A 12838-nucleotide genomic window follows, 5' to 3' on the forward strand; every position below is an offset into this window, starting at 1 on the left:
TGGGTGGAATATCGGGGGGTGGGTCGAATGCCGGAGGGGGTCGAATGTCGGAGGTCGAATGTCGGAGGGTCGCATGTCAGAGGGTCGAGTTATGCTCGCTTTGACTGTGGCGCTCCGGCTCACTGGCGCGCTCTCAGCCCTCTGATCGACACCACCCCTCACCGAAAGGGCCCCGCCCATGACAACTCCCGCCTCATTCGACCCCCGCCTTGTCGCGCTGGCTCGCGCCGGCAGACTGAACACCCTGCTCGCCACCGTCACTCGTGGGCTCGACGGCGATGAAGCAGAACCCGTCGTCTACCGTTGGGCGTACGTCGCCAGCATGTTCGGCCACCGTGACGCCGACGACCTCGTCGCCGAGTTCGACGAGCGCGAACCCACCTGGTGGGGCGACCACGGCGACCCTGTGTTAGCCGAGATCCACCTCGAGCTCGCGCTCGCACTCCTGTCGGGCCGTCGCGGCCTCCCGCCCGACGAAGGGCGCGCTCGCGCGCACCTGACCGAGGTGATCGACCACTGGCTTGCCGCCGAAGCCGAAGAAGACGAGTGGAACGAGTGGTACGCCCCCGAGAACTACCCGAACCTGGCCGCCGGATGCTCGCCCCACGCCCATGCCCCGACTCCGCCGCCCCGCTCACCCACCGGCCGCCCTCCCACGCCAGCCCTCACCCCGAGCGCCGACCTCTCTGCAAGCACGTGCACCCCGTCTGAAGAGCCTCCCCAGACGGAGTTCTCGCTCAACGTGCAGCGGGCCCGCCAAGCGCTCCTGCCCGCCGAGCGCCCCCACTTCGACCGAATCTGGTTCGAGACCCTCAACCGAACCGAGCTGCCACCGCGCGACCTGAGCTGGCGCCTCTGACCCATGCCCACGCCCATCGACTTTCCCCAGAACGTCGCCACCGGCCGCACCAACCGACGATGTGGGGCCACTCGATCGATCCCGCGGCGGCGGTGCGAGCGGGCAGTCGCCCGCTGAGAGCGTGATCGGGTGCCTGAAGCCCGGCTCGACCCGGCCCTGCGGAGTACACGGCTCCTGCACATTGATGAGGATCACACAGTTGTCCACAGTTCAGCGGGAGCTGCGATCGACGTCGGGCCACGGCACTACTGTCGAATCATGACAGCTCCAACCCACCTCCTCCGCGTCGAGAGTCCGCTCGGCCGGCTCGAACTGACGGCCGACGACGACTCCATTCTCACGCTCGAAATCGAGCGCGCCGGCCTTCTCACCTACGAGAACCTGCCCGAGAACTCCAACGACGTCCTCGACGAAGCCTCGCGCCAGCTATCCGAGTACTTCGCGGGTGACCGCACCGAGTTCGACCTCCCCGTGAAGCTCGAGGGCACGCCATTCCAAACCGCGGTCTGGCTGCAGCTGGCGCGTCTCGGCTGGGGTGAGTTCGTGTCGTACGGTGAGCTCGGCGCGCTGGCCGGCAAACCGGGATCAGCACGGGCGGTCGGCGGTGCCGTCGGTTCGAACCCGGTTCCCATCATTGTCGGCTGCCACCGTGTACTCGCGTCGAACCGCAAGATCACCGGCTACAGCGCGGGCAATGGCATTCCCACCAAAGTCTGGCTGCTCGACCACGAGAGCATCGGTCACGCATGAGCGCCATCGTGCAGGGGGCCGATGGCATAACGCGGTGCGCCTGGGCGGGAACAGACGAGCTCTACATCGCGTATCACGACACCGAGTGGGGCAAACCCCTCCACTCCGACCGTGCGCTGTTCGAGAAGATCAGCCTCGAGGGCTTCCAGGCCGGCCTCTCATGGATCACCATCCTGCGTCGCCGAGAAGCGTTCCGTGCGGCGTTCCACGACTTCGACATCGACACCGTTGCAGCTTTCACTGACGCCGACGTCGAACGCCTCGTCACCGACGCCAGCATTATCCGGCATCGCGCAAAAATCAACGCCGTCATCACTAACGCCCGCATCACGCAGAAGCTCATCGCCGACTCCTCCGTCGGCGCCCTCGATCGCCTGGTCTGGAGTTTCGCCCCCGCATCTTCGCGACCTCGGCCTCGAACATTCGCCGACATCGTCGCGACCACCCCCGACTCCATCGCCCTGAGCAAAGCTCTTCGTGCGCTCGGCTTCGTGTTCGTGGGCCCCACCACCATGTACGCCCTCATGCAGTCAGGCGGCCTGGTCGATGACCACGTCGCCGGGTGCTTTCTGGCCGCCGATGAGTGAGACCGGCCATCACCGCTCGAGCCATTCCCCTCCCCGCACAACACCAGCTTCTTCGGCGGCGGTGCTGCCAGTACCGTTGGCGCGAGAGCTGATCACCGAGCGACTCCGACTCGACCCACTGGCCGTCGATCATGCCGAACCGATGGTGGTGGTGCTCGCCGATCCCCAGTTGTATCGCCATACCGGAGGCAAGCCGCCCACGCGCGACGAGCTGACAGCGCGCTATCAGCGACAGACCCTCGGCCACTCCCCCGACGGCATGGAACGCTGGTTCAATTGGGTCATCGCTGATCGATTGACCGGCACGCCGATGGGATTCGCAGCGAAGCTCGGGCTCACTCTGACGGCAACGCTCGTCGATGGGGAGCGCCGATGGAGGCGAACAGTTCGTAGCGGGCCACACTGAGTCGACCTCGGCCGTAGTTTCGCACGCTCGAGACGCTGCGCACCCTCTGTACGCGATTGAGCGTGCGTTCTCGGCAACGGGATGAGGTCGCGCAACGGCACTAGATCGCGGAAGACAGACCGCCAATGGGGGCAATGGGAGCGACGCGAAACGGCACTGACGGGTCGTAGGCCTTGTCATCGAAGGCAACCATTGCGAGCCATACGTACGGCACGAACACGTACAACACGACCCAGCCGACGGTCACCTTTGCGAATCGCGCGCCCAGATTGTAGGCAGCGATCGCTTCCAGCACCAGCGCAGCGTAGTTCGCTATCGGAACAAGCGACAGCAGCGCCCACCATCCGGGCTGCCCGCCGTGTTCGAGAAACACCCACTTGCTGTAGACGGGAACCCACGCCTTCCATGGCGCATCGCCCATCTTCTTCAGCACGAGCGACATGAACCATGCGTCGACCACGTACACCGCGACCGCCACCAATACCGTCAAAAGAATCACGACGACAACGACGAAAGCGAACAGGGGCCCAACTGAATGAGTGGAATACACCCCCACAATGTACCAACCCGACGAGTCACCCGCTTGAGGTGCGTCTCGTGGTCAGTTTCGACCATCGATACCGTCAGAGCGACCGCGCGACACAACGACAGTGCGACAGCGCGACAGCGCTCAGACCATCAGCGCAAGATCGCCGTCAGGCGTGAGCCGCAGATCGAAGCCTGCACCAGGCGCCCAGGCCAGCAACTCGTCAACCGAGGCGAAGTCCACCCCCGCCAGCACCAAGGCCCGCGTGAGCTCACCCTTGGCTTTCTTGTTGAAGTGGTTCAGGGCACGGCGCTTGCCGTCGGTGCCCACGGAGAACACCCTCAGAAAGTGCGTGTTCGGACGGGCATCCACCGGCCCGAGTGCAACGTATCCTTCTGACCGGAAGTCGAGCAACAGCCCTGGCTCCCGCGCCAGCACAGCAGAGGCAGCGGCTGCCCAATGCTTCTTCAGCGGCAACCCCGGTACCCGTGAGTCGTGCGACAACCGATACGCCGGAATCGAGTCACCCACGCGGATGGGCCCGAACAGCGCCGAGTGCACGGCCACGTGTGCCCCAGCGAACTGGCGAGCAGCGACGGGAAGGCTCTCTGCAGAGAGCGCGTCGAACACCACTCCCGTGTACCGGTCGAGCGCCGGCATGGTCGGCGACAGCGTGAGACGACGATTGCGCTCCACCTCGACCGCGCCGAGGGTGCGACCGAGTTTCAGCGCAGCGATGGTGGCATCGGCGTCGCGGGCAAGCAGCCGCACGGCACGAACAAGTTCGGCCCGACGCGTCTTCAGCCCAGCGAAGCTGAGCGAAGACAGGTCGAGCCGATCGAGTGCACCACCGTCACGCTTGGTCTCAGACGGTGGCAGAAGTACGAGCAAGAGAGAAGAACTACCGCGAACCCTAAGAAACGAGTTCGGCCGCGCGCGCCACAATGGTCACGCGGTCGTTCTCAACCGAGAGAAAACCCTCATCGGCCTGCGCGGTGATGCGCTTTCCGTCGGGCAGAGTGACACGCACTTCACCCTCGGCAAGGATGGCCAGCAGCGGTTCGTGGCCCCGCAGAATGCCGATCTCGCCCTCAGTGGTCTTCGCGATGACCTGCGTTGCGCCGCCCGACCACACTTCGTGGTCGGCCGACACGACACTGACCTGCAGCGGGGCAGCGCCCGCGCCGGTGACATCAGCCATGGCTAGTTGTCTTCCTTCTGAATCTGAGCCCACTTCTCTTCGACGTCGTTGATACCACCGACGTTGAAGAAGGCCTGCTCAGCCACGTGGTCGAACTCACCGTTCGCGATGGCCGAGAACGACTCGATCGTGTCTTTCAGCGGAACAGTCGAACCCTCGACACCGGTGAACTTCTTGGCCATGTACGTGTTCTGTGACAAGAACTGCTGAATACGACGTGCACGCGAAACCGTGATCTTGTCTTCTTCAGAGAGCTCGTCGACACCGAGAATGGCGATGATCTCCTGCAGCTCTTTGTTCTTCTGCAGAATGGCCTTGATGCGAACAGCCGTGTTGTAGTGGTCTTCGCCCAGGTAACGGGGGTCGAGGATGCGGCTGGTCGAGGTGAGCGGGTCGACTGCCGGGTAGAGTCCACGCGATGCGATCTCGCGCGAGAGCTCGGTCGTTGCATCGAGGTGCGCGAAGGTCGTCGCCGGAGCGGGGTCGGTGTAGTCGTCAGCCGGAACGTAGATGGCCTGAAGCGACGTGATCGAGTGCCCACGCGTCGAGGTGATGCGCTCTTGCAGAACGCCCATCTCGTCGGCGAGGTTCGGCTGGTAGCCCACGGCCGACGGCATACGACCGAGAAGCGTTGAAACCTCTGAGCCGGCCTGCGTGAAGCGGAAGATGTTGTCGATGAAGAGCAGAACGTCTTGCTTCTGCACATCACGGAAGTACTCCGCCATGGTGAGGGCCGACAGCGCAACGCGAAGGCGCGTTCCCGGCGGCTCGTCCATCTGGCCGAATACGAGGGCCGTCTTGTCGAAGACACCCGCCTCTTCCATTTCAGCGATGAGGTCGTTGCCCTCACGGGTACGCTCGCCGACACCGGCGAACACCGAGACGCCACCGTGGTCTTGCGCGACGCGCTGGATCATCTCCTGGATGAGAACGGTCTTGCCGACACCGGCTCCACCGAACAGACCGATCTTGCCACCCTGAACGTACGGGGTGAGGAGGTCGATGACCTTGATGCCGGTTTCGAACAGAGTCGTCTTCGACTCGAGCTGGTCGAACGCCGGGGGCTTGCGGTGAATGGGCCAGCGCTCGGTGATCTCGATCTTCTCGCCGTTGATGGTGCCGTCAGCGTCAGCGTTCAGCACCTCACCGATGACGTTGAAGACCTTGCCCTTGGTGACTTCACCAACGGGCACCGAGATGGGCGCACCCGTGTCGGTGACCTCCTGGCCACGAACCAGGCCATCGGTCGGGTTCAGTGAGATGGCGCGAACCAGGTCGTCACCGAGGTGCTGGGCGACCTCGAACGTGATGGGCGTGGTGACGCCATCGATGGTGACCGTTGACTTCAGTGCGTGGTAGATACCGGGGATGGCATCGTGCGGAAACTCGATGTCGACAACCGGCCCGGTGACGCGGGCGATGCGCCCAATGCCTCCGACCTTAACGTCGGCGGCAGCGGGCGAAGTGTCTGTTGCTGTCGGTGTCATAACTTCTCTCTTCTCAAACTAGCGAGCCGGGGTCAGCGCGTCGGCGCCGCCCACGATCTCAGAAATCTGCTGGGTGATCTCCGACTGGCGGGCGTTGTTGGCCAGTCGGGTGTAATCGCGAATCAGCTTGTCGGCGTTGTCGCTGGCCGACTTCATCGCACGCTGGCGAGCAGCGTGTTCTGAAGCGGCGCTCTGCAGCATGGCGTTGTAGATGCGGCTCTCGATGTAGACGGGCAGCAGAGCATCAAGAACGTCGCCCACCTCGGGCTCGAACTCGTAGAGCGGCAGCACCTCGTTGTCGGCCGGCGCTTCGATGCCGTCGACGACCTCGAGGGGCAGCAGACGCGTCACCTCGGGAACCTGCGAGACCATGTTCACGAAACGGTTGTAGACGATGTGGATCTCGTCGACTCCGCCGGCCGAGGCCTCCTGCAGGAAGATCTCGACAAGTGAGTCGCTGATCTCCTTCGCAACCTCGAACGCCGGCTGGTCTGTGCCACCCGTCCACGTCTTGGCAGCTTCGCGCTTCCGAAACGAGAAGTACGCGGCGGCCTTCCGACCCACAACAAAGTAGGCGACGTCTTTACCCTCACTCCGCAGAAGCGACGTGAGGTGCTCAGACTCTTTCAGCACGTTCGAGCTGAAAGCGCCGGCGAGCCCGCGGTCTGACGCGAAGATCACGACAAGTGCGCGCTCGATCTTCTCGGGCTCGGTGGTGAGGATGTGGTCGACGTTGGAGTACGTGGCGACAGCCGACACTGCTCGCGTGACAGCGCGGGCGTAGGGCCCGGATGCTGCCACCCGAGCCTGCGCCTTCTGAATGCGCGACGCGGAGATGAGTTCCATCGCCCGCGTGATCTTCTTGGTCGTCTGGGCAGACTTGATCTTCTGTCGGTAGACCCTGAGCTGAGCAGCCATCGGTTAGCGACGACCCTTGACGATCTTCTCTTGGTTCACATCTTCTTTCGGGAGCGACGCGAACTTCTCGCTGCCAACCGACGCGAGAGGCTTGCCCTCGCCCGTCTGGAACTCCTTCTTGAACGCGTCGACACCCGAGACGAGAGCCGCGGTGATGTCGTCAGACAGCACGTTGGTCTCGCGAAGCTTGGTGAGAACGTCGGTGTTGCGAGCGAAGTAGTCAAGCATCTCGCGCTCGAAGCGCAGGATGTCTTCGACCGGAACCTCGTCGAGTTTGCCGTTCGTACCGGCCCAGATCGAGACGACCTGGTCTTCGACGGGGTACGGCGAGTACTGCGGCTGCTTGAGCAGCTCGGTCAGACGAGCACCACGAGCCAACTGGCGACGCGAAGCCGCGTCGAGGTCGGAAGCGAACATGGCGAACGCCTCGAGCGAACGGTACTGGGCGAGCTCGAGCTTCAGTGTTCCTGAAACCTTCTTGATGCTCTTCACCTGGGCGTCACCACCGACGCGCGACACCGAGATGCCGACGTCTACTGCGGGGCGCTGGTTCGCGTTGAACAGGTCGCTCTGCAGGAAGATCTGCCCGTCGGTGATCGAGATCACGTTGGTCGGGATGTAGGCCGAGACGTCGTTGGCCTTCGTTTCGATGATGGGAAGCCCCGTCATCGAGCCGGCACCCAGCTCGTCGGAGAGCTTGGCACAACGCTCGAGCAGACGGGAGTGCAGGTAGAACACGTCACCGGGGTACGCCTCGCGTCCCGGCGGGCGACGCAGCAGCAGCGAGACCGCGCGGTACGCCTCGGCCTGCTTCGACAGGTCGTCGAAGATGATGAGAACGTGCTTGCTGTCGTACATCCAGTGCTGGCCGATGGCCGAGCCGGTGTAGGGAGCAAGGTACTTGAAGCCGGCGGGGTCGGAGGCGGGAGACGCGACGATCGTCGTGTACTCCATTGCTCCGGCGTCTTCGAGGGCACCCTTCACCGAAGCGATGGTGGAGCCCTTCTGGCCAATGGCCACGTAGATGCAGCGCACCTGCTTGTTGGTGTCGCCCGACTCCCAGTTGGCCTTCTGGTTGATGATGGTGTCGATCGCAATGGCCGTCTTACCGGTCTGGCGGTCACCGATGATCAGCTGGCGCTGGCCGCGGCCGATGGGAATCATGGCGTCGATGGCCTTGATGCCCGTCTGCATGGGCTCGTGTACACTCTTGCGGCTCATGACGCCCGGAGCCTGCAGCTCGAGGGCACGGCGACCGGTCGACGCGATCTCGCCGAGACCGTCGATGGGGTTGCCCAGGGGGTCGACGACGCGGCCGAGGTAGCCGTCACCGACGGGAACCGAGAGCACTTCACCGGTGCGCTGAACCTGCATGCCTTCGACAATGCCGCTGAACTCACCGAGAACAATGACACCGATCTCATCTTGTTCGAGGTTCTGGGCGAGGCCCAGCGTGCCATCGGCAAACGTGATGAGCTCGTTGGCCATCACGCCCGGCAGACCCTGCACGTGGGCGATGCCGTCAGCCGCGTCGATGACGTAACCGACCTCGACAGCACTCGCGGCGGTCGGTTCGTACGACTTGACGAAATCTTGAAGAGCGTTGCGGATCTCGTCGGGGCTGATCGTTAGTTCTGCCATTGCCAATCCTTTTGTGTGTTTAGTGAAGCGTAGTTCTTAGCCGGCGAGTTTGTGCCGAAGATCGTTGAGGCGGCTCTCTATGCTGCCGTCGATCACATCGTCGCCGATCTGAACGCGCAGCCCGCCGAGAACAGACGGGTCGACGACCTGGTTGATGGTCAACTCGCGGCCGTATGAACGACCGAGAGCCGAACGCAGCCGGTCAAGCTGCGCTGGAGCGATGGGGGTGGCAGAGGTGACGGTCGCGATCGACTGGTTACCCTCGTCGGCCACGATGGTCGCGGCCGATCTCAGCAACTCGGCGATTCGGCGGCCGCGCGGCTGCTGCACCAGGTGGCGCACGATCACAACCGCCTGCTCTGACGCCTTACCCTGAAGCAGGGTGTTGATCAGAGTGACCTTCGCCTCGGGCGAACCGAGGTTCGAGCCGATGGCGAGTTCGAGGCCGGAATCGCTGGAGACAGCTTCTCCGAACTCGAACAGCTCGCTCTCGATCGACGAACCCGCGGGAGCAGAGGAGGCGATGACGCGAAGCGCGATCTCTTCGATACCGCCGAGCAGTTCATCCGGAGTCGACCAGTGGGCAGACGTGATCGCGGTCAGCAGTGACAACGCATCTGCACCCAAATCGTTTCTGAAAACACGGTCGATGAGGGCTGACTTCTCGGCAGCCTCAGTTGACGGGTCAGCGAGAAGACCACGAAACTGTGCTGACCCCCCGATGATTCGACCGGCGGCGAAGAGATCTTCACCGATCGACAGCGTCAACGAGCCAGCGGGAACAGCAGCGAGTGCTTTCTTCGACGAAGCCAGGGCTTCTCTGGTTGCGCTACCCATGCTTACGAAGACACCGCCTTGGAGTCGCTGGCTTCGAGATCGCGGGCTTCGAGATCGTGCAGGAAACGGTCGACGATGGCCGCCGAACGCGTGTCGTCAGTGAGGCTCTCGCCGATGACGCCGGATGCGAGGTCGATGGCCAGTGAACCGACCTCAGACCGCAGTGAGACGACAGCTGCCTGACGCTCCGCTTCGATCTGAGACTGTGCGTTGGCTGCAATGCGGGCTGCCTCTGTGGTGGCCTGTTCTTTCAGCTCAGCGAGAATGCGCTGGCCGTCGGTACGGGCCTGGTCACGAATAGTGCCTGCTTCGACGCGAGCGTCGGCAAGCTGAGCGGTGTACTGCTCGAGTACGGCTTCGGCTTCGCGCTGGGCGACATCGGCCTTTTCGATGTTGCCTTCGATGGCCTCGCCGCGCTCATCGAGCAGCTTCTTCATGCGGGGCAGAATCGCGCGCCAGAAGAACACCAGCAGAACGACGAAACACACCGCACCCCAGACGAGGTCGGGGGTTTCAGGGGCAATCGGATTGTGAGTCGCTTCAGCCGCGATCACCGAAGTGGAGAGTGCTTGTAACATCGTGCCTCCTTTCTAACTGTGAAGGTGAATAGCTTGTCGAGGATTGGCGCGGATTCAGGTGAAGATGAAGCCGGTGGCGATACCGATGAAGGCCAGGGCCTCGGTGAACGCGATACCGATGTACATCAGAACCTGCAGGCGGCCAGCAAGTTCGGGCTGGCGCGCAACGCCCTCGATGGTCTTGCCGACGACGATGCCTACACCGATTGCCGGGCCGATGGCTGCGAGGCCATAGCCGACGGTTGCGATGTTGCCGTTCAGGGCCGCAAGTACGGAGATGTCTGCCACGGGTATTTCCTTTCGTAGGAGTGAGTCGGCAGGTGCCGGGCTCACTTCGTTTGTGGGTTGTAGTTTTAGTGCTCTTCTGCCAGCGCGAGCTGGATGTACACGGCGGTCAGCAGCGAGAAGACGTATGCCTGCAGCACCGCGACGAGAATTTCGAAGAGGGTGAAGACGAAACCGAAGGCGAGGGTGCCGATGCCGAACAGCGAGAACCACCCGCCGGCCGTGAACAGGAAGAACGAGGTCGCCGAGAAGAACAGCACCAGCAGGAGGTGCCCGACGACCATGTTCATGAGAAGTCGGAGCGTGAGCGTGATGGGCCGGAGCACGAACGTCGAGACGAGCTCGATGGGCGCCACGATGATGTAGATGGGCTTCGGCACGCCGGGCGGGAACAGAGAGTTCTTGAAGAACGCACCCGGGTGCTTTCGAACACCGGCATAGATGAACGTGACATACGACACCACGGCCAGAACGAGCGGCACACCGATGACCGACGTACCCGCGATGTTCAGGAGCGGGATTATGCCGGTGAGGTTCATGAACAACACCATGAAGAAGATGGTGGTCAGAATCGGCAGGAAACGCCGGCCGTCTTTCTTGCCCAGCAGGTCTTCGGCGATGTTGACGCGAACGAAGTCGAGCCCCATCTCGACCAGGCTCTGGAATCGGCGGGGCACGATACGCATCTTTCGCGTACCGAGCCAGAAAATGAGGACAATGGCCAACACCGCGATGAATCTGATGAGCATGATGCGGTTGATCTCGAACGGCGAACCGGCGAAGAGCAGCACATCAGGAAAAAATTCATTGATGGAGGGACCCGTAAAGCCACCTTCATCGGTTGCTAACGGGGCTAGCAGGTTTACAGCGTTAGATAGCAGCGCTTTCTCCTGTATCGGGGCGTGGAGCTCTGCTCTCGCGTCGACGAATATTCGGGGGTATTGCTTGGTGCTGCAAACTAGGCGAAATACGGCCGGCGCAGCTGAACCAACATGTGAAGCCTATCAAGCTTTGGGGCCCCTTGACGAATCCTCTTCGCCTGAATTCCGCAGTTTCGGCTGGTTTTCGGCCGCAATTTCGACATTCGGTAGAACTTGCTGCGGTTTCGGTAGGCCGGCGTCGCTGACGTACGGCATGCGGGTACGCGAAACGACCACGACGTCGACCACGAGCGTGCCGATCACCCCCACGATCAGAAATCCGAACAGCACCACCTTGTTGATCCACGGCTCGTCGCGCAACAGCAGCGCCACCACGATGAAGAGCACGAACTTGAGGAGCCAGGCACCCAGCACGATGGAGAAGAACATCACAGTGAACAGCGGTGACGCGTATGACCGGTTGGCAATGAGGATGCTCGCTGCCGTGATCGCCAGGAACACGAACGCCATAGCTGAGCCGATGACCGCGCTGGTCACGCCCACCCATGAGTCGATGAAGTACCCGGCGACTCCCCCAACGACGATCAGTGCCACCGTCACGATCGCAGCGACCTTCAGTGCGCGGATGAGGATGGGTGTCGAACTCAGCGTGACCGGCTGGGGGCGGGGGGCGGTAGACACGGGTATCAGATTTCCTTTTCGTCGCTGGCCATATCGAGCGGGTCGAGTACAGCGGCTTCAGTTGAGAGGATGCTCTCGGCGGGGGCGAGCTGGATGGCGGCTTCGACGGCCTTGCGCCGCGTCAGCGGGGCGAGGGTGAGAACGGTGCAGACGAGCATCCCGACCCCGAGGAAGACGAAGGCGTACCAGTACGGGTTCAGTACGAAGAAGAGGAGGCAGCCGACGGAGGCGACGGCCGTCCACGCGTAGAAGATGAGCACGGCATGAAAGTGCGAGTGGCCCATATCGAGCAGACGGTGGTGCAGGTGTTTGCGGTCGGCGCTGAACGGGCTCTTGCCCGCACGCAGGCGCCTGATGATGGCGAGACCGAAGTCGAGCAACGGCAGGATGAGAATGGCGAACGGCAGCAGGATGGGCATGAACGCGGGCAGCAACTGCGAGCGGCCGAGGGTCCCGGGATCGATCTGGCCGGTCACCGCGATGGCGCTGGTGGCCATGAGAAGACCGACGAGCATCGAACCGGCGTCGCCCATGAAGAGGCGGGCCGGGTGCCAGTTGAGCGGCAGGAAGCCGGCGCACGCGCCGATGAGCACGGCCGTGATGAGCGAAGCCAGGTTGAAGTAATCGCTCGGCGAGGTCTCTTTCACCAGCAGGTAGCTGTACAGAAAGAAGGTGCCGTTGGCGATGATGGCCACGCCCGCGACGAGACCATCGAGCCCGTCGATGAAGTTGATGGCGTTCATCACCAGAACGATCGCGAGAACCGTGATGAGAAGCGACATGCCGCTCGAGCCGATGGTCAGGCCGCCGATGGGAAGCGAGACGATCTGCACGCCCTGCCACGCCAACAGCAGAGCCGCGATGATCTGGCCGGCGAGCTTGGTGAACCAGTCGAGATCCCAGATGTCGTCGGCCACGCCGATGAGAACCACGATGAGCGCGGCACCGAGGATGGCGAGAATGGGCCCGGGGTTGGTGAACACCAGCCCGAACCAGCTGATCTGGGAGGCGATGCCGATCGCCACCACGATTCCGAAGAACATGGCCACGCCGCCGAGCCGCGGTGTGGGGCGTGTGTGCACGTCGCGTTCGCGGATCTTCGGGTACAGCCGGTACTTGGTACTGAGCTTGTAGACGAGGATGGCCAGCCCGAAGGTGACCACGGCAGACAGGCCCGCGATGAGCAGGTAGAAGCGCACGT

16 protein-coding genes are annotated in these 12838 nt (G+C 62.9%); 4 read left to right on the forward strand and 12 right to left on the reverse strand.

Annotated elements, in window-relative coordinates; genetic code table 11:
* Window positions 1-178 precede the first annotated feature (178 nt).
* The 4 genes from D4765_RS12525 (at window position 179) to D4765_RS12540 (ending at window position 2602) form a co-directional block, all read left to right on the forward strand.
* Complete coding sequence (locus D4765_RS12525; RefSeq protein ID WP_136642644.1) at window positions 179-859, forward strand: hypothetical protein; 681 nt, start codon at window positions 179-181, stop codon at window positions 857-859.
* 258 nt (window positions 860-1117) lie between these two features.
* A complete protein-coding gene (locus D4765_RS12530; protein WP_237280409.1) occupies window positions 1118-1609 on the forward strand; it encodes a methylated-DNA--[protein]-cysteine S-methyltransferase in 492 nt (163 codons plus the stop codon).
* Window positions 1606-2196 carry a DNA-3-methyladenine glycosylase I gene (locus tag D4765_RS12535; protein WP_136642645.1) on the forward strand — a complete coding sequence of 197 codons (591 nt, stop codon included), beginning with the start codon at window positions 1606-1608 and terminating at the stop codon, window positions 2194-2196. Before D4765_RS12530 ends, D4765_RS12535 begins: the two co-directional genes overlap by 4 nt.
* Window positions 2189-2602 (forward strand): GNAT family N-acetyltransferase, encoded by a 414-nt coding sequence (locus D4765_RS12540; RefSeq protein ID WP_237280410.1) that lies wholly within the window; start codon window positions 2189-2191, stop codon window positions 2600-2602. Before D4765_RS12535 ends, D4765_RS12540 begins: the two co-directional genes overlap by 8 nt.
* Before the next feature lie 100 nt (window positions 2603-2702).
* Here D4765_RS12540 and D4765_RS12545 read toward each other — a convergent pair whose 3' ends face one another.
* The 12 genes from D4765_RS12545 to D4765_RS12600 form a co-directional block, all read right to left on the reverse strand.
* The gene (locus D4765_RS12545) at window positions 2703-3152 is read right to left on the reverse strand and encodes a DUF5684 domain-containing protein (RefSeq protein WP_136642646.1); all 450 of its coding nucleotides are present in this window, start codon (window positions 3150-3152) and stop codon (window positions 2703-2705) included.
* A gap of 120 nt (window positions 3153-3272) precedes the next feature.
* Window positions 3273-4019, reverse strand: coding sequence for a YaaA family protein (locus D4765_RS12550; RefSeq protein ID WP_136642647.1), 747 nt, complete (start codon window positions 4017-4019; stop codon window positions 3273-3275).
* A 22-nt stretch (window positions 4020-4041) separates the two neighbouring features.
* Window positions 4042-4329, reverse strand: a complete 288-nt coding sequence (locus D4765_RS12555) for a F0F1 ATP synthase subunit epsilon (protein WP_136642648.1) — start codon at window positions 4327-4329, stop codon at window positions 4042-4044.
* A gap of 2 nt (window positions 4330-4331) precedes the next feature.
* A complete protein-coding gene (atpD, locus tag D4765_RS12560; protein WP_136642649.1) occupies window positions 4332-5816 on the reverse strand; it encodes a F0F1 ATP synthase subunit beta in 1485 nt (494 codons plus the stop codon).
* 18 nt (window positions 5817-5834) lie between these two features.
* Complete coding sequence (locus tag D4765_RS12565; RefSeq protein ID WP_136642650.1) at window positions 5835-6734, reverse strand: F0F1 ATP synthase subunit gamma; 900 nt, start codon at window positions 6732-6734, stop codon at window positions 5835-5837.
* A gap of 3 nt (window positions 6735-6737) precedes the next feature.
* A complete protein-coding gene (gene atpA / locus D4765_RS12570; RefSeq protein WP_136642651.1) occupies window positions 6738-8375 on the reverse strand; it encodes a F0F1 ATP synthase subunit alpha in 1638 nt (545 codons plus the stop codon).
* A gap of 36 nt (window positions 8376-8411) precedes the next feature.
* Window positions 8412-9212, reverse strand: coding sequence for a F0F1 ATP synthase subunit delta (locus D4765_RS12575; protein ID WP_136642652.1), 801 nt, complete (start codon window positions 9210-9212; stop codon window positions 8412-8414).
* A gap of 2 nt (window positions 9213-9214) precedes the next feature.
* Complete coding sequence (locus D4765_RS12580) at window positions 9215-9790, reverse strand: F0F1 ATP synthase subunit B (protein WP_136642653.1); 576 nt, start codon at window positions 9788-9790, stop codon at window positions 9215-9217.
* 54 nt (window positions 9791-9844) lie between these two features.
* The gene (gene atpE, locus D4765_RS12585; RefSeq protein ID WP_416351970.1) at window positions 9845-10069 is read right to left on the reverse strand and encodes an ATP synthase F0 subunit C; all 225 of its coding nucleotides are present in this window, start codon (window positions 10067-10069) and stop codon (window positions 9845-9847) included.
* A 74-nt stretch (window positions 10070-10143) separates the two neighbouring features.
* Window positions 10144-10935: a F0F1 ATP synthase subunit A gene (atpB, locus tag D4765_RS12590; protein ID WP_272898625.1), complete on the reverse strand. Its 792-nt coding sequence runs from the start codon at window positions 10933-10935 to the stop codon at window positions 10144-10146.
* 144 nt (window positions 10936-11079) lie between these two features.
* Entirely contained in the window at window positions 11080-11637 is a 558-nt protein-coding gene (locus D4765_RS12595; RefSeq protein ID WP_201799311.1) for a Cg1360 family ATP-synthase-associated protein, read from the reverse strand.
* Window positions 11638-11642: 5 nt separating this feature from the next.
* A complete protein-coding gene (locus D4765_RS12600; protein WP_136642656.1) occupies window positions 11643-12836 on the reverse strand; it encodes an MraY family glycosyltransferase in 1194 nt (397 codons plus the stop codon).
* Window positions 12837-12838 lie beyond the last annotated feature (2 nt).

This window comes from Subtercola vilae (assembly GCF_004923255.1).
GTDB lineage: Bacteria > Actinomycetota > Actinomycetes > Actinomycetales > Microbacteriaceae > Subtercola > Subtercola vilae.

Coding starts and splice junctions, on each gene's coding strand:
- D4765_RS12580 (WP_136642653.1), bottom strand. CDS start 9,790: ATGTTACAAGCACTCTCCACTTCGGTGATCGCGGCTGAAGCGACTCAC.
- atpD (WP_136642649.1), bottom strand. CDS start 5,816: ATGACACCGACAGCAACAGACACTTCGCCCGCTGCCGCCGACGTTAAG.
- D4765_RS12555 (WP_136642648.1), bottom strand. CDS start 4,329: ATGGCTGATGTCACCGGCGCGGGCGCTGCCCCGCTGCAGGTCAGTGTC.
- atpA (WP_136642651.1), bottom strand. CDS start 8,375: ATGGCAGAACTAACGATCAGCCCCGACGAGATCCGCAACGCTCTTCAA.
- D4765_RS12535 (WP_136642645.1), top strand. CDS start 1,606: ATGAGCGCCATCGTGCAGGGGGCCGATGGCATAACGCGGTGCGCCTGG.
- D4765_RS12575 (WP_136642652.1), bottom strand. CDS start 9,212: ATGGGTAGCGCAACCAGAGAAGCCCTGGCTTCGTCGAAGAAAGCACTC.
- D4765_RS12565 (WP_136642650.1), bottom strand. CDS start 6,734: ATGGCTGCTCAGCTCAGGGTCTACCGACAGAAGATCAAGTCTGCCCAG.
- D4765_RS12525 (WP_136642644.1), top strand. CDS start 179: ATGACAACTCCCGCCTCATTCGACCCCCGCCTTGTCGCGCTGGCTCGC.
- D4765_RS12540 (WP_237280410.1), top strand. CDS start 2,189: ATGAGTGAGACCGGCCATCACCGCTCGAGCCATTCCCCTCCCCGCACA.
- D4765_RS12530 (WP_237280409.1), top strand. CDS start 1,118: ATGACAGCTCCAACCCACCTCCTCCGCGTCGAGAGTCCGCTCGGCCGG.